Below are 15,339 nucleotides of genomic sequence, written 5' to 3'. Positions count from 1 at the left end.
CGTCCGCGCCGGTGTCGCGGGCCGTGGGGTGTAACCACTATGTTCCGGGAATTCGGCCCTCTATACAATCACCGTCGCAGAAATGCAATTCTTCAAGCGCAAATGACCTTTTGTCTAATTGCCCGAAGGATTTGACCTGATATGTATGGCGACGGAGATGCGGGAAGCCGGAGGAGACGCGGTTTTCCCGTCCATGCGCAGTGAGGAGGAATCCATGTCCGCAAAGACCTATCCGGTGCTGAAGTCCGCGAAAAGCCGTGCGCTGATCGACAACGAAACCTATCAGAACTGGTATCGCGAAAGCATCGAGAACCCGGAGCGCTTCTGGGACAAGCACGGCATGCGCATCGACTGGTTCAAGCCCTATACCAAGGTGAAGAACACATCGTTTTCCGGCAAGGTGCCGATCAAGTGGTTCGAGGACGGCATCACCAACGTCTCCTACAATTGCATCGACCGCCACCTCAAGGCGCATGGCGACGACGTCGCCATCATCTGGGAAGGCGACAACCCCTATATCGACAAGAAGATCACCTATAACGAGCTCTACGAACACGTCTGCCGCATGGCGAACGTCATGAAGAAGCACGGCGTCAAGAAGGGCGACCGCGTCACCATCTACATGCCGATGATCCCGGAAGCGGCCTATGCCATGCTCGCCTGCGCGCGCATCGGCGCCGTGCATTCCGTCGTCTTCGGCGGCTTCTCGCCGGATGCGCTGGCCGGCCGCATCGTCGACTGCGAATCCACCTTCATCGTCACCTGCGACGAGGGCGTGCGTGGCGGCAAGCCGATCCCGCTGAAGGAAAACACCGATACGGCGATCGACATCGCCGCCAAGCAGCATGTCATCGTCAACAAGGTCCTGGTCGTGCGCCGCACCGGCGGCAAGATCGGCTGGGCGCCGGGCCGCGACATCTGGCACCACCAGGAGGTGCTGACCGTGCCGCGCGATTGCCCGCCGGCCAGGATGAAGGCGGAAGATCCGCTCTTCATCCTCTACACGTCCGGCTCGACCGGCAAGCCGAAGGGCGTGCTGCACACCACGGCCGGCTACCTCGTCTATGCCTCGATGACGCACAAATACGTCTTCGATTACCAGGACGGCGATGTCTACTGGTGCACGGCCGATGTCGGCTGGGTCACGGGCCATTCCTACATTGTCTACGGGCCGCTGGCGAACCGCGCGACCACGCTGATGTTCGAAGGCGTGCCGAACTTCCCGGATGCCGGCCGCTTCTGGGAGGTGGTCGACAAGCACAAGGTCAACATCTTCTACACCGCCCCGACGGCGATCCGCGCGCTGATGGGAGCGGGCGACGCCTTCGTGAAGCGCTCGTCGCGCTCGTCGCTGCGCCTGCTCGGTTCGGTGGGCGAGCCGATCAATCCGGAAGCCTGGGAATGGTATTACAACGTCGTCGGCGAAGGGCGTTCGCCGATCGTCGATACCTGGTGGCAGACGGAGACCGGCGGCATCCTGATCACCCCGCTGCCGGGCGCGACGGAGCTCAAGCCGGGCTCCGCCACGCGGCCGTTCTTCGGTATCAAGCCGCAGCTCGTCGACAACGAGGGTAATGTGCTGGAAGGGCCGGCCGACGGCAATCTCTGCATCACCGACAGCTGGCCGGGCCAGATGCGCACCGTCTATGGCGATCACAAGCGTTTCGTCGAAACCTATTTTTCGACCTACAAGGGCAAGTACTTCACCGGTGACGGCTGCCGGCGCGACGAGGACGGCTATTACTGGATCACCGGCCGCGTCGACGACGTGCTCAATATTTCCGGCCACCGCCTCGGCACGGCTGAAATCGAATCGGCCCTCGTCTCGCACCACCTCGTTTCGGAAGCCGCCGTCGTCGGTTATCCGCACAGCCTCAAGGGACAGGGCATCTATTGCTACGTCTCGCTGATGGCGGGCGAAGAGGGTACGGATACGCTGCGCCAGGACCTCGTCAAGCATGTGCGCAAGGAGATCGGCCCGATCGCCACGCCCGACAAGATCCAGTTCTCGCCCGGCCTGCCGAAGACGCGCTCCGGCAAGATCATGCGCCGCATCCTGCGCAAGATCGCCGAGGACGATTTCGGTTCGCTCGGCGATACGTCCACCCTCGCCGATCCGGCCGTCGTGGACGACCTGATCGCCAACCGGCAGAACAAGGCTGCCGGCTGAGTTTGAAACATAAAGCGAAACGGCGGCTTCGGGCCGCCGTTTTCGTTTGAAGAATCAACTTTCTGGAAGATTGCCTCCCGACGTCATCCTCGGGCTCGACCCGAGGATCCACGCTCCACCTGTGGCCGTGGATGGTCGGGTCAAGCCCGACCATGACGATGGAGAGGGAGACGATGTGTCACGGCCGCTCTCCGGATTTCCTCTCAAAAATCGATCGCCCGGCCCTTGATCTCCCAATCGCCGAAGCGTGCCGGGTCGGCGCCGCCGCGTCCGCCGATCTCCGGCGCGGGTTCGACCGGCGGGGCGGCCTTGCGCCGCTCCTCGGCTTCCCGAAGGGCACGCTGGGCGGCGGGCGGAAGCACTTTCCGGCCGTCCGTATGATTGTCGTTGTCGCTTTCCATCAAATTGGGCATCCTTCCCGGATATTGAAGAATTCCTGTTCGCTTCCCATCATATATGGCATGTCGCGCAAAAGTGTGCAGCGGTTTTGCGATAACGACATGCAAAGCTAGGTATGAAGGCGTTGTGGAAAGCGCTGATTCACGTGAAACATTCCCTTGACAACGGGGGGAGTGGCAACCCGGCAAGAGACCAGACAGGAGCCGAAAACGCATGAACATCGTTCGCACAGCCATGCTTCTCGCCGCCATGACGGCGCTTTTCATGGGCGTGGGCCTGCTCATCGGCGGCAAGGGCGGCATGATGATCGCGCTTCTCGTCGCGATCGCCATGAACTTCTTCTCCTATTGGAATTCCGATCGCATGGTGCTGTCCATGTACGGCGCCAAGGAGGTCGATGAGCGTTCGGCGCCGGAATATTACGGCATCGTGCGCGATCTTGCCAAGCGTGCCGGTCTGCCCATGCCGCGCGTCTATGTCATCAACAGCGACCAGCCGAATGCCTTTGCCACCGGCCGCAACCCGCAGAACGCCGCGGTAGCCGCCTCGACGGGCCTGCTCCATGCCCTGAGCTATGAAGAGGTGGCGGGCGTGATGGCGCATGAACTCGCCCATATCCAGAACCGCGACACGCTGACCATGACGCTGACGGCGACGATCGCCGGTGCGATCTCCATGCTCGCCAACTTCGCCATGTTCTTCGGCGGCAGCGGCAACCGGGAGAACAACAATCCGCTCGGCTTCATCGGCGTGCTCATCGCCATGATCGTCGCGCCCTTCGCCGCCATGCTGGTGCAGATGGCGATCAGCCGGACGCGCGAATATTCTGCCGACAAGCGTGGGGCGGAGATCTGCGGCAACCCGCTCTGGCTCGCCTCGGCCTTGAAGAAGATCGCCATTGCCGCCGGCCGCATTCCCAACGAGGCTGCCGAGCATAATCCGGCGACCGCCCATATGTTCATCATCAATCCGCTGTCGGGCGAGCGCATGGACAACCTGTTCTCCACCCATCCGAACACGGAGAACCGTATCGCGGCGCTTCAGGAAATGGCCCGCGGCATGCAGACACGCTCGACGGAGCCGGTGCGGGCTGATAATCCGTCCCGCAAATCGCGCTCCGTCCCGTCGACCGGCTGGGGACGCGGTGGTTCCGAACCGCCCAAAGGTCCCTGGTCTTGAACGACGACAAACACAAAAACAGAACGCATCCGAAACGCCATCGCCCCGGCGGCAAGGCGCCGTCTCCGGGGCCTGCTGCGAACCATCCGGAAAAGCCGGGCCTGCGGGCCCGGCAGGCCGCGGCCAAGATCCTGGCGGCGGTCATCGATCGCAAGACGCCGCTCGACGGCATGCTCGACCTCGAAAACGGCAATCCGGCCTATTGCCAGTTGAACGATGCCGACCGCGCGCTTGTCCGGGCCATCCTCAACACGGCGTTGCGCCACCTCCCCCGTATCGAGGCCATCCTGGATACGCTCGTCGGCACGCCCCTGCCGGACGGCGCCCGCGCGCTGCATCATGTGCTGACGGTCGCGGCGGCGCAGATCCTTTATCTCGACGTGCCTGATCATTCCGCCGTCGACCTTGCGGTCGAGCAGGCGCAGATCGACCCGCGCAACCGCCGCTTCGCCAGCCTCACCAATGCGGTGCTGCGCCGCCTTTCGCGCGAAAAGGCCTCGCATCTGACGGCGACAAAAGCGGTTTCCGTTATTCCGACCTGGTTCCATGAGCGGCTTTCCGCCGTCTATGGCCGTGACCATGCCGCGCGTATTGCCGATGCGCTGCTCGAACCCTCCACTGTCGACCTCACTGTGAAATCGGACCCGGAAGGCTGGGCCGCGCGGCTCGGCGGCCTGGTGCTGCCGACCGGTTCGGTGCGCCTGCCCGTTGCCTCCGGCGCCATTCCGGCGCTCGAAGGCTTCGAGGCCGGGGAATGGTGGGTGCAGGATGCCGCGGCGAGCCTGCCGGCAAAACTGTTTTCCGACCTTGCCGGCAAGCGGGTCGCCGATCTCTGCGCCGCACCCGGCGGCAAGACCGCGCAGCTTGCCGCTGCCGGCGCCAGGGTCACCGCCCTCGACCAGTCCGGCAATCGCCTGAAGCGGCTCATCGGCAATCTCGACCGGCTGCATCTTTCGGCCGAGACGGTCGAGGCGAACATGGCGGAATACCGTCCGGGCGAGCTGTTCGATGCCGTGCTGCTCGATGCGCCCTGCTCCTCGACGGGCACGATCCGTCGCCATCCCGATGTATTGTGGACCAAGGGACCGGAGGATATCGGCAAGCTGGCCGGCCTGCAGGAGCGCCTGCTGCGCCACGCACTGACGCTCGTGCGCCCCGGCGGGGAGCTGGTCTTCTCCAACTGCTCGCTCGATCCGAGCGAGGGCGAGGACATGGTTGCCCGGGTTCTCGCCGACAATCCGGACTGGCGCATCGCGCCGATCGATCCCGCCGATTGGCCGGGTCTGGAGGCGGCGATCTCTCCGCGCGGCGAATTCCGCACCACGCCTGCCATGCTGCCCGCGACGGTCGGCCATGCCGGCGGCCTGGACGGGTTTTATGCCGTACGGCTCGTCCATGCCGGCTGAGCTGCCAAGGCCCTTCCGAAAGACTTCAGCCGTCGTCAACAGCCCATCGACCGCCGGTCAATTGACGCCGCTTGCCTTCTCGGCCTAGCTATAGGCCAAGGAGGCATTCGTTAACCATGCAGCTTTCCGACAGGCAGCGGCTTCTCTATCTGTATATGCGTGAGGGTTGGCGCCGGTTTTCGCGGAGGCTCGCCCTCGGGCGAATCAGTGCCATGCGTTTTTCCGGCGGCACGCCGGATCGGCTGGTCGTGGCCCCGACGGACCTTCACCCCGCTGATTTGTTTGCCGGCGAAGAAATCGTCGCCGGACGTTTCCCGCTGGCCGGCCGCGTCCTCGAATGCGACGGCGAATCGCCCTTCGCACTGGAGCTTCCCTCGGAGGAGTTCGCCGTGCGCCTGCATTCCTTCGGCTGGCTGCGGCATATGCGGCTGGTCGATCCCGAAAAGGCCGCCCACACCGCCCGCTTCATCGTCGACGACTGGCTGCAGAGCCACGGACGCGTCATCGGTGGTCTTGCCTGGCGGCCCGATGTCGCCGCGCAGCGCATCATTGCCTGGCTGTCCCATTCGCCGGTCGTCCTGAAGGATGCCGATTACCCCTTCTATCGTCGCTTCCTGAAGAGTCTTGCCTTCCAGGTTCGCTATCTGCGCCATGTCGCCGATACGACGCGCGACGGCGAGCCGCGGCTGAGGGTGCGCATCGCGCTCGCCATGGCCTCGATCGCCATGCCGGCCTCCGCCTCGCGCATGCGCAAGGCCGCCCGCCATCTCGACGAGGAACTCGACCGGCAGATCCTGCCCGATGGCGGCCATTCCTCGCGCAATCCGCGGGCCGCGCTCGACGTGCTGCTCGACCTGCTGCCGCTGCGCCAGACCTATGTCAATCTTGGCCATGACGTGCCCGCGCAGCTCATCCCCTCGATCGACCGCATCTTCCCGGCGCTGCGCTTCTTCCGCCACCAGGGCGGCGAGCTGGCGTTGTTCAACGGCGCGACCTATACGCTGGCGAACGAGCTGATGTCGGTGCTGCGCTACGACGAGACCGGCGGCGCGCCCTTCAAGGCGCTGCCGCAGAGCCGTTACGACCGCCTGGCGGTCAAGGAGACGGTCGTGCTGATGGACACGGGCGTGCCCAAGTCGGTCGATCTTTCGGCGACGGCCGCTGCCGGTGCGCTTTCCATCGAAATGTCCTCGGGCAAGAACCGCTTCATCGTCAATTCCGGGCGCCCGCGTTTCGCCGGCGAGGCGCTCAGGCAGATGTCGCGCACCACGGCGGCCCATTCCGTCGCTACGCTCAACGACACGTCCTCCTCGCGCATCTCCACCTCCCGTTTCCTCGGGCCGATCGTCGTCGGCGGCGTCGGCAAGGTGGATGTGTCGCGTGCCGAGCGCCAGTCCGGCGCCGACAGCGTGACGGCGACCCACGACGGTTATCTCAAGCGCTTCGGCCTGCTCTACGAACGGGATATCCTCGTGGCGGCGACGGGCAGCGAGATCCGCGGCCGGGAGCGCTTCTACAAGCCCGCCGACCCGGATGGGGCAATCGAGAAGGGCACCGCCGTGGTGCGCTTCCATATCCCTCCGACGATCCAGCTCTATCGGGTTTCGGCCAACGAGACGCGGCTGATCGCGCCCGATGGCGAGGCCTGGGCGCTGACCTGCGTCGACGTCGCCGTGGAGGAAGAGGAGGATGTCTTCTTCGCCGATCCCTCCGGCGTCAGGGCGTCGCGCCAGCTTACGCTGACCATGCCGCTTGCCAGGGTGGCGGAGGTTCAATGGTCATTGGTGCGGCAACGCTGAGAATTCCCGGCTTTTGGCGGTTTTCTCGGGGCCGGCCCTGTGATAACGGGGCACATGACCATCCGGCCCTCCTCCCGGGCCGTCAGAACGGAGCGTCCCATGGCCGTCATTTCCAAGAAAATCCCCGCCCCTGACCGTGTCCCCCTGCGCACGGCACTGCTGTCCGTCTCCGACAAGGCCGGTATCGTCGATCTCGCCCGCGCCCTTGCCGAAAAGGGCGTGCGGCTGCTCTCGACCGGCGGCACGCACAAGGCGCTCAGCGATGCCGGGCTCGACGTCACCGACGTTTCCGAGGTCACGGGCTTTCCGGAAATCATGGATGGCCGCGTGAAGACGCTGCATCCCGCCGTGCATGGCGGCCTGCTTGCGATCCGCGACGACGCGGAGCATGTCGAGGCGATGAAGGCGCATGGCATCGGCGCGATCGACCTTGCGGTCATCAACCTCTATCCCTTCGAGGAAGTGCGCGCCAAGGGCGGCGACTATCCGACGACGGTCGAGAACATCGATATCGGCGGCCCGGCGATGATCCGCGCCTCGGCCAAGAACCACGCCTATGTGACCATCGTCACCGATCCCGCCGATTATCCCGCGCTGCTGGAGGAACTTGCCGATGGTTCGACTTCCTACGCCTTCCGCCAGCGCATGGCGGCGAAGGCCTATGCCCGCACGGCGGCCTATGATGCGGCGATCTCCAACTGGTTCGCCGATGCGCTCGATATACCCATGCCGCGCCACCGCGTGCTCGGCGGCGTCCTGAAGGAGGAGATGCGCTACGGCGAGAACCCGCACCAGAAGGCGGGCTTCTACGTGACCGGTGAAAACCGTCCGGGCGTGGCGACCGCCACGCTGCTGCAGGGCAAGCAGCTTTCCTACAACAATATCAACGATACCGATGCCGCCTTCGAGCTCGTCGCCGAGTTCCTGCCGGAAAACGGTCCGGCCTGTGCGATCATCAAGCATGCCAATCCCTGCGGCGTCGCCACCGGCAGGACGCTGAAGGAAGCCTATGCGCGGGCGCTCGCCTGCGATCCGGTCTCGGCCTTCGGCGGTATCATCGCGCTCAACACCACGCTCGACGGCGAGACGGCGGAAGAGATCGTCAAGCTCTTCACCGAGGTCATCATCGCGCCGGACGCGGACGAGAAGGCCCGCGCCGTCATCGCCGGCAAGCCGAACCTGCGCCTGCTGGTGACGGGCGCCCTGCCCGATCCGCGCGTGCCGGGCCTTTCGGCCAAGACGGTGTCGGGCGGCCTCCTCGTGCAGAGCCGGGACAACGGCATGGTCGAGGACCTCGAACTGAAGGTCGTCACCAGGCGTGCGCCGACGGCGCAGGAGCTGGAAGACATGAAGTTCGCCTTCAAGGTCGCCAAGCACGTCAAGTCGAATGCCGTGGTCTATGCCAAGGACGGCCAGACGGCCGGCATCGGCGCCGGCCAGATGAGCCGCGTCGATTCCGCCCGCATCGCCGGCCTGAAGGCCGAGGAAGCGGCCAAGGCCATGGGCCTTGCCGAGCCGCTGACCCGTGGCTCGGCCGTCGCGTCGGAAGCCTTCCTGCCCTTCGCCGACGGTCTGCTTTCGGCGATTGCCGCAGGCGCCACGGCGGTGATCCAGCCGGGTGGTTCGATGCGCGATGCGGAGGTGATCGCCGCGGCCGACGAAGCGGGCGTTGCCATGGTCTTCACCGGCATGCGCCATTTCCGCCACTAAATCGGTCTGGTCGCTGCGCAACTCCGGCAAGACGGCTTTACCCTCGTGCACGGGGGCTTCTGTAGCCGGATTCTTTGCCGGATAGAAACGCCCCGTTCGCGGGGCGTTTTTCGTTTCAGGCCTCAACTTTCGCTGCCGGATAGGGCGTGCGCAGCAGGAGCAGGAAACCGGTGAGGAGGAAGGCGATGAGCGCCATCATGCCCAGGCGGGCGGAGCCGGTTGCCGTGGTGACGAGCGCGACGGAGAGCGGCGCGAGGAAGGACGTGGCCCGGCCGGACAGGGCATAGAGGCCGAAATAGCGGCCTGCCTCGTCGGGATGGATGCTTCTTGCGAGATAGGACCGGGCGGAGGCCTGGACGGGGCCGAAGGCGACGCCGATCATGAGGCCGTAGACGATATAGGCCTTTTCCGCCGCGGTGCCGAACAGGCCGCCGGAATCGGTGGTCGGCAGAGGGATGAGGCCGAACAGCGTGAAGCCCGGGCCGGTGGAGACGATGCCGATGGTGGCGAGGATCAGGCAGACGAGGCTCATCACGACGACGGCCTTCGAGCCGAGGCGCCTGTCCATGCGGCTGGCATAGAGGCAGCCGCCGATCGCCACCACGTTGAGGATGATGCCGTAGATGCCGAGCTCGAAGGTCTGCCAGGCGAACATGCCGGCGGCGAAGGTTCCGCCGAGCGCCAGCAGCCCGTTGACCCCGTCCTGGTAGATCATCCGCGCGATGAGGAAGCGCAGGATGCCCGGCTTCCTGCGCAGGTCGCGCAGCGCGACGGAGAGGTCGGCAAAGCCGGCGCGCACGGCGGCCGCAATGGGCAGCCCGCGGCTCTGGTCCGGCGTGAAGAAGAACATCGGCAGGATGAAGACGAGATACCAGAGCGCCGAGATCGGCCCGGTGATGCGGGCATCCTCGCCGGCGGCGGCGTCGAGGCCGAAGAGCGGGCTGATGCCGATCGCCGTCCGGCCGGTCTCCGGGTTTGCGGCCAGCAGCGCGACGACGGCGATCAGCACGATCATGCCGCCGAGATAGCCGAGGCCCCAGGCGATGTTGGAGATGCGGCCGACATCCGCGGGGCTGACGAGGCGCGGCATCATCGAATCGTTGAAGACGATGGAGAATTCCGCCGTCACGGTGGCGAGCACGATCATCGCCATGGCGAAGACGAGGCTGCTGCCGGGCGCCGCATACCAGAGGGCGAGGAGCGACAGGATCTTGACGGCGGCGAAGGCGGCGATCCAGGGTTTTCGCGCGCCGGAGGCATCGGCGATGGAGCCCATGACGGGGGCGAGCAGCGCGATGGCGACGCCGGCGATGGTGAGCGTGTAGCTCCAGGCCGCCTGCCCGGCCGCGTGATCCTCGGTGAGGCGCGAGACGAGATAGGGGCCGAAGATGAAGGTGGTGATGACCGTGAAGAAGGGCTGCGCCGCCCAGTCGAACAGCATCCAGCCCGTTATGCCGAGGCGGTTTTCGCGCACGCTTGCTCCTCGAATCGTTGCAGCGGCGGTTTTTTCGCGCCGGTTCGGGGCGAGGCTAGCATTTGCGGGTGATGGGGTTCAACGGGTGGGACGACGGTGAAAAAGAGCGCCCGCCTCGTGCCTGCCGGCCGTCTACCGCAAGGCAGGCAATCGCCTATGGAATGAGAACGCCGCCCCATCTTCTTCTCCCCGCGAAGGGACAAGGGAACGGCGACGTCTGATTCCATATGCTTCGGAAGCAGTCGCAGCCGCCGAAAGACGGCTGCGACGAGGTTGGCTTTATCGTGCCCGTTCCTGCGCAAGGTCGCTCAGGATGCCGGCGGCGACGCTTACCTTGGCGAGCGTGGCTTCGCCGGCTTCCGTCAGCGCCGAGAGGTTGGCGGTGACGCGGGCGAGCCGCTCGCGGTCGCCCTGCTGCCAGGTGGCGAGCGGTGTCTTGTCGCCCTTGTGGCGCGTCAGCACCACGGTGGCGAGATCGCGGCGGGCATTGGCGATGTCGGTGAGGCTGCGCTGCAGGGCGAGTGCCTCGTAGAGATCGCTGGTCGGAATGCGGCTGGCCGCCGAAAGCAGCCGGCCGATATTGAGCGCCGCGCTGATGCCGGCAAACGCCTGCGCCGTCTTGCCGAGCGTGTCGCCCGTCGCCCCGGCGATCAGCATGACTTCCGGCACGAAGGTCAGCATGGAGAGCGTGACGATCTCTTCCGCCAGCTCCGTCGGCACGCCTTCGTCCTCATAGGCATGGGCCTTGCGGCGGGCCTCGTCGCCGGCCTGTTCGGAAATGAGGGTGGAAAGCTGCGGGCGCAGTTGCTTCAGGGCCTGCTTGAGCTTGTGCACCGCCTCACCCATGGGGCCTGATACCGCCCCGGTGGTCAGGAGCAGGCTGGTGACGGAGGCGTAGATGCGGCCGATCTCCTCGTAGAGCTCGTTCTGCACGGAGCCGGAGACCTGGTTGTCCAGGGCGTCGACGCCGGCATAGAGCGCGGCGAGGCCGTAGCCGTCGCGCGCGATGACGGCCGCCTTCACCGCATTGGCGGGACCGAAGCCGGTACCATCCGTCAGCGTGTTGACGAAGGCCGGGCCGCCGCGGTTGATCACCTCGTTTGCAAGGATCGTCGCGATGATCTCGCGGCGCAGGCGATGGGCGCGGATGTCGTCCGCATAGGCCTTCTGCATCTTCGCCGGGAAGTAGCTCATCAGCGTCGGTTCGAAATAGGGCTCGTCCGGCAGGTCGGTGCCGACCAGTTCGTCGAACAGCACCAGCTTGGCATAGGAGAGCAGCACGCCGATCTCCGGCCGCGTCAGCGGCTTGCCGGCCTGGTAGCGCTCGGCCACCGTACGGTCGTCCGGCAGCGTCTCGACCTTGCGGTTGAGCTGGCCGGCAGCCTCCAGACGGTCCATCAGGCGGGTCAGCGGCGCGCGGTTGGCCGTACCCTGACGTTCCGTCAGCGAGATCGCGAGGGATTGCAGGTAGTTGTTGCGCAGCACAAGGTGACCCACCTCGTCCGTCATCGCGGCGAGCAGCACGTTGCGCTTGGCGCGCGGCAACCGGTCCTCGCGCATGGCAGAGGCGAGCGCGATCTTGATGTTGACCTCGACGTCCGACGAATTCACGCCGGCCGAATTGTCGATGGCATCCGAGTTGCAGCGCCCGCCCTTGAGGCCGAAGGCGATGCGGCCGCGCTGGGTGACGCCGAGATTGGCGCCCTCGCCGATCACCTTGGCGCGCACATCGTCGGCGACGATGCGGATCGGGTCGTTGGCGCGGTCGCCGACCTCCGCATCCGTCTCGTTCTGGCCGCGGATATAGGTGCCGATGCCGCCGAACCACAGGAGATCGACCGGTGCCTTGAGGATCGCGGTCATGATCTCGAAGGGCGTCGCCTTGGCCTTGTCGATGCCGATGACGGCCATGGCTTCCGGCGTCAGCGTCACGGATTTTTCCGTGCGCGGGATGATCATCGCACCCTTTGAGAGCACGGAGCGATCGTAATCCTGCCAGCTCGAACGCGGCAGGTTGAACATGCGGCGGCGCTCGGCGAAGGACGTGTCGGTATCGGGATTGGGATCGATGAAGATGTCGCGATGGTCGAAGGCGGCGAGGAGCCGGATCTTGCGCGACAAGAGCATGCCGTTGCCGAAGACGTCGCCCGACATGTCGCCGACGCCGGCGACCGTGAACGGCGTCTTCTGGATGTCGATGTTCATCTCGCGGAAATGGCGCTTGACGGTTTCCCAGGCGCCGCGGGCGGTGATGCCCATCTTCTTGTGGTCGTAGCCGGCCGAGCCGCCCGAGGCAAAGGCGTCGTCGAGCCAGAAGCCGGCTTCCTGCGCCAGCCCGTTCGCCGTATCGGAGAAGGTCGCCGTGCCCTTGTCGGCGGCGACGACGAAATAGGGGTCGTCCCCGTCGAGGCGTATCGTATCGGCCGGCGGCACGACGTCCTGGCCGACGATGTTGTCGGTGACGGAGAGCAGCGTGCGGATATAGGTCTTGTAGGCCTCGGTGCCGGCCTTGAAGACGGCGTCACGGCTGCCGCCGACGGGAAGCTGCTTCGGATAGAAGCCGCCCTTGGCGCCGACGGGCACGATGACCGAGTTCTTGACCTGCTGGGCTTTCACGAGACCGAGCACTTCCGTGCGGTAGTCCTGCGCGCGGTCGGACCAGCGCAGGCCGCCGCGGGCGACCTTGCCGAAGCGCAGGTGCACGCCCTCCACCTCGGCGCCGTAGACGAAGATCTCGCGGAAGGGCCGCGGCTCCGGCAGGCCGTCCAGGGCCTTCGGGTCGAGCTTGATCGCCAGCGTTTTACGCGGCTTGCCGTCTGCATCACGCTGGAAATAGTTGGTGCGCAGCGTGGCCTCGATGGCGTTGACGTAGCGGCGCAGGATCCGATCCTCGTCGAGGCTCGGCACGTTGGCCAGCGCCGCCTCTATGGCCGTCGCCACGTCCGCGGATTTCTTCTCGCGCTGGCGCTCGGAGAGCTTCGGGTCGAGGCGCGTCTCGAACAGGCGGAAGAGGTCGGCGGCGATCGGCGGATACTTGTTGAGCGTATCGGCGATATAGCCCTGCGAATAGGCGATGCCCGTCTGGCGCAGGTAGCGCGAATAGGTGCGCAGCGCCATGATCTGGCGGGCGGAGAGGCCGCCGGTGAGGACGAGGCGGTTCAGCGCGTCGTCATCCACCTCGCCGTGCCAGGCGGCGAGGAACGCCTCCTCCAGCATCGGGCTCAGCCTGGCAAGGTTGATCTCGACGCCGTCGCGGTGCCGCAGCTCCATGTCATGCAGGATGACGCGGCGCCCGTCGCCGTCGAGGCTGGCCAGCGTCAGGTCGTGCGTCTGCTCGCTGATGACGTTGAAGCCGAGGTTTTCCAGCAGCGGCACGCGCCGCGACAGCGAAACGGGCTCGCCGGCATGGAAGATCTTCAATTCGACCGAGGCGAGATCCGTGTGCCAGGCCTTGCGGTAGAAGGCGATGCTGATCGGGTTCTCGGGCGTCGCCGTGGTGATCAGCGCCAGGTCCGCATGGGCCTCGGCGGGGGTGAAGTCCTCCTGGTAGCTGCGGTCGGTGACGAGCCGCACGCCGTCCGCGTTGGAGAGCGCCTCGAAGCGGTCGGTCCAGCGGGTGGCGATCTCGCGCACCGCCTGTTCGAGCTTGCCCTGCGGGATGCGCGGCGTCTTGCCGCCGGAACGGCCGATGATGAAGTGCACGCGGGCAAGGCCGCCTTCCGGAAAGGCCGGATAATAGGCCGAGACGCGGCCGTCATAAGCCGACTTCAGATAGTTGCCGATCTTTTCCCGTACATCGGAATCGTACTGTTCGCGCGGCACGTAGACGATGACCGAGACGAAGCGGTCGAAACGGTCGATGCGCGGCAGCACGCGGATGCGCGGCCGGTCGGCAAGTTCGTTGATCTGCTCGCAGAAGGTGGCGAGCAGCCCGGTGTCGATCTGGAAGAGATCGTCGCGCGGATAGGATTCCAGCGTGTTGATCAGCATCTTGCCGGAATGGCTCTTCGGATCGTAGCCGAAATGCTCGATGATGTGCTCGACCTTGGAGCGCAGCAGCGGGATCTGGCCGGCGGCATGGGTATAGGCCGTCGAGGTGAAGAGGCCGACGATGCGCAGTTCTCCGATGACCTTGCCCTTCTCGTTGAATCGCTTGAGGCCGACATAGTCCATATAGGCCCGGCGATGCACGACGGATTTCACATTCGCCTTCGTGACGATCAGGAAATCAGGGCCTTCGAGGAATTCGAGGATTTCCGGCGTCGTCGTTACCGCGTCCTTGCCGAGGCGCAGCACGCGCACGTCGGGATCGGAGAGGATGCCGAGGCCTTCGCCGCCGCGTTCGACGGTCGCCGCCTCGCCCTTGCCGGAATAGCTGTATTCACGCATGCCGAGGAAGGTGAAGTTGTTGCCCCGCAGCCAGTGAAGGAAGGCGAGTGCCTCCTCCTTGCCCGGCTTCTCCTTGGCGTAGCGCTCCATGTCGGCCGTGACGCTGTCGAGCTTTTCCAGCATGGAAGGCCAGTCGTCGACGGCCAGGTGCACCTGGTCGAGCACGGTCCCGACCCGCTCGGCGAGCGCCGCGGCCTCGTTCGGTGCCAGTTCGGACAGGTGGATCTCGATATGGCTGACGCGCTGCGCCGGGTCGCTGTCCTCGTCCGGCGAGAAGAGTTTCGGCGCTTCGCCCGGCGTCACGACGAGAATGGGGTGGATCGCCAGGTGGATGTCGCGATGGGTGCTCGTCACCTCGCCCATCACCGAATCATAAAGGAACGGCTGGTTGCGGTCGGTGACGGACAGAACCGAGACGGGCTGGCCCTGCGGGCGAACATCGGCCAGCGTGGTGACGGTGATGCGCGGTTCCGTGCCGTCCCAGGCCTCGATCTCGGCCATGGCATGGGCGGCCGCGACGGCCAGCATCTCGCCGGTATAGTGCTCGAGGTCGTCCTTGCTGGCGCGCCCGAAGAGGATGTCCGGGTTCAGCGTCTTCGCGCCGAGGGCGGCGGCTGCGGCCTTTGCGGCCTCGATGTGTTTTTCTCTTTTCACGTTGGTCCTGGCACCCATGGAATTCTCCCTCGAATCCGATGGCCGGACGTTAGCAGAAGAAAAAATACGCGCGACGGAATTTGTGGAATCGCGAGAAAATTCAATCGATTTTGTCCAAGATAGGTCAGTTTCACTGTCGTTTTGTCGTGAAATCCGTGT

8 protein-coding genes are annotated in these 15,339 nt (G+C 65.4%); 5 read left to right on the top strand and 3 right to left on the bottom strand.

Features of this window, described 5'->3' with window-relative positions; all coding sequences use genetic code 11:
- The first annotated feature begins 214 nt into the window (after positions 1-214).
- Positions 215-2,170 (top strand): acetate--CoA ligase, encoded by a 1,956-nt coding sequence (gene acs, locus shn_RS19870; protein ID WP_064331961.1) that lies wholly within the window; start codon positions 215-217, stop codon positions 2,168-2,170.
- Between the two features lie 203 nt (positions 2,171-2,373).
- Here acs and shn_RS19865 read toward each other — a convergent pair whose 3' ends face one another.
- Positions 2,374-2,571, bottom strand: a complete 198-nt coding sequence (locus shn_RS19865) for a DUF1674 domain-containing protein (protein ID WP_084438186.1) — start codon at positions 2,569-2,571, stop codon at positions 2,374-2,376.
- Between the two features lie 211 nt (positions 2,572-2,782).
- Between shn_RS19865 and htpX the strand changes: the two genes are divergently transcribed.
- The 4 genes from htpX (at position 2,783) to purH (ending at position 8,663) form a co-directional block, all read left to right on the top strand.
- Positions 2,783-3,748 carry a zinc metalloprotease HtpX gene (htpX, locus tag shn_RS19860; RefSeq protein WP_064331960.1) on the top strand — a complete coding sequence of 322 codons (966 nt, stop codon included), beginning with the start codon at positions 2,783-2,785 and terminating at the stop codon, positions 3,746-3,748.
- Entirely contained in the window at positions 3,745-5,154 is a 1,410-nt protein-coding gene (locus tag shn_RS19855) for an RsmB/NOP family class I SAM-dependent RNA methyltransferase (protein ID WP_064331959.1), read from the top strand. Before htpX ends, shn_RS19855 begins: the two co-directional genes overlap by 4 nt.
- 116 nt (positions 5,155-5,270) lie before the next feature.
- Entirely contained in the window at positions 5,271-6,953 is a 1,683-nt protein-coding gene (locus tag shn_RS19850; protein WP_064331958.1) for a heparinase II/III family protein, read from the top strand.
- A gap of 99 nt (positions 6,954-7,052) precedes the next feature.
- A complete protein-coding gene (gene purH / locus shn_RS19845; protein ID WP_064331957.1) occupies positions 7,053-8,663 on the top strand; it encodes a bifunctional phosphoribosylaminoimidazolecarboxamide formyltransferase/IMP cyclohydrolase in 1,611 nt (536 codons plus the stop codon).
- A 115-nt stretch (positions 8,664-8,778) separates the two neighbouring features.
- On the opposite strand, the gene shn_RS19840 is transcribed toward purH, so the two are convergent.
- On the bottom strand, positions 8,779-10,137 hold the full coding sequence (locus shn_RS19840; RefSeq protein ID WP_245337329.1) for an MFS transporter: 1,359 nt from the start codon (positions 10,135-10,137) through the stop codon (positions 8,779-8,781).
- A 279-nt stretch (positions 10,138-10,416) separates the two neighbouring features.
- On the bottom strand, positions 10,417-15,198 hold the full coding sequence (locus shn_RS19835) for an NAD-glutamate dehydrogenase (RefSeq protein WP_064331955.1): 4,782 nt from the start codon (positions 15,196-15,198) through the stop codon (positions 10,417-10,419).
- Positions 15,199-15,339: the final 141 nt, after the last annotated feature.

The organism is Shinella sp. HZN7 (assembly GCF_001652565.1).
GTDB lineage: Bacteria > Pseudomonadota > Alphaproteobacteria > Rhizobiales > Rhizobiaceae > Shinella > Shinella granuli.
The sequence above is the reverse complement of the archived record's forward strand: the minus strand, read 5'-3'. Positions and strand labels throughout refer to the sequence as shown.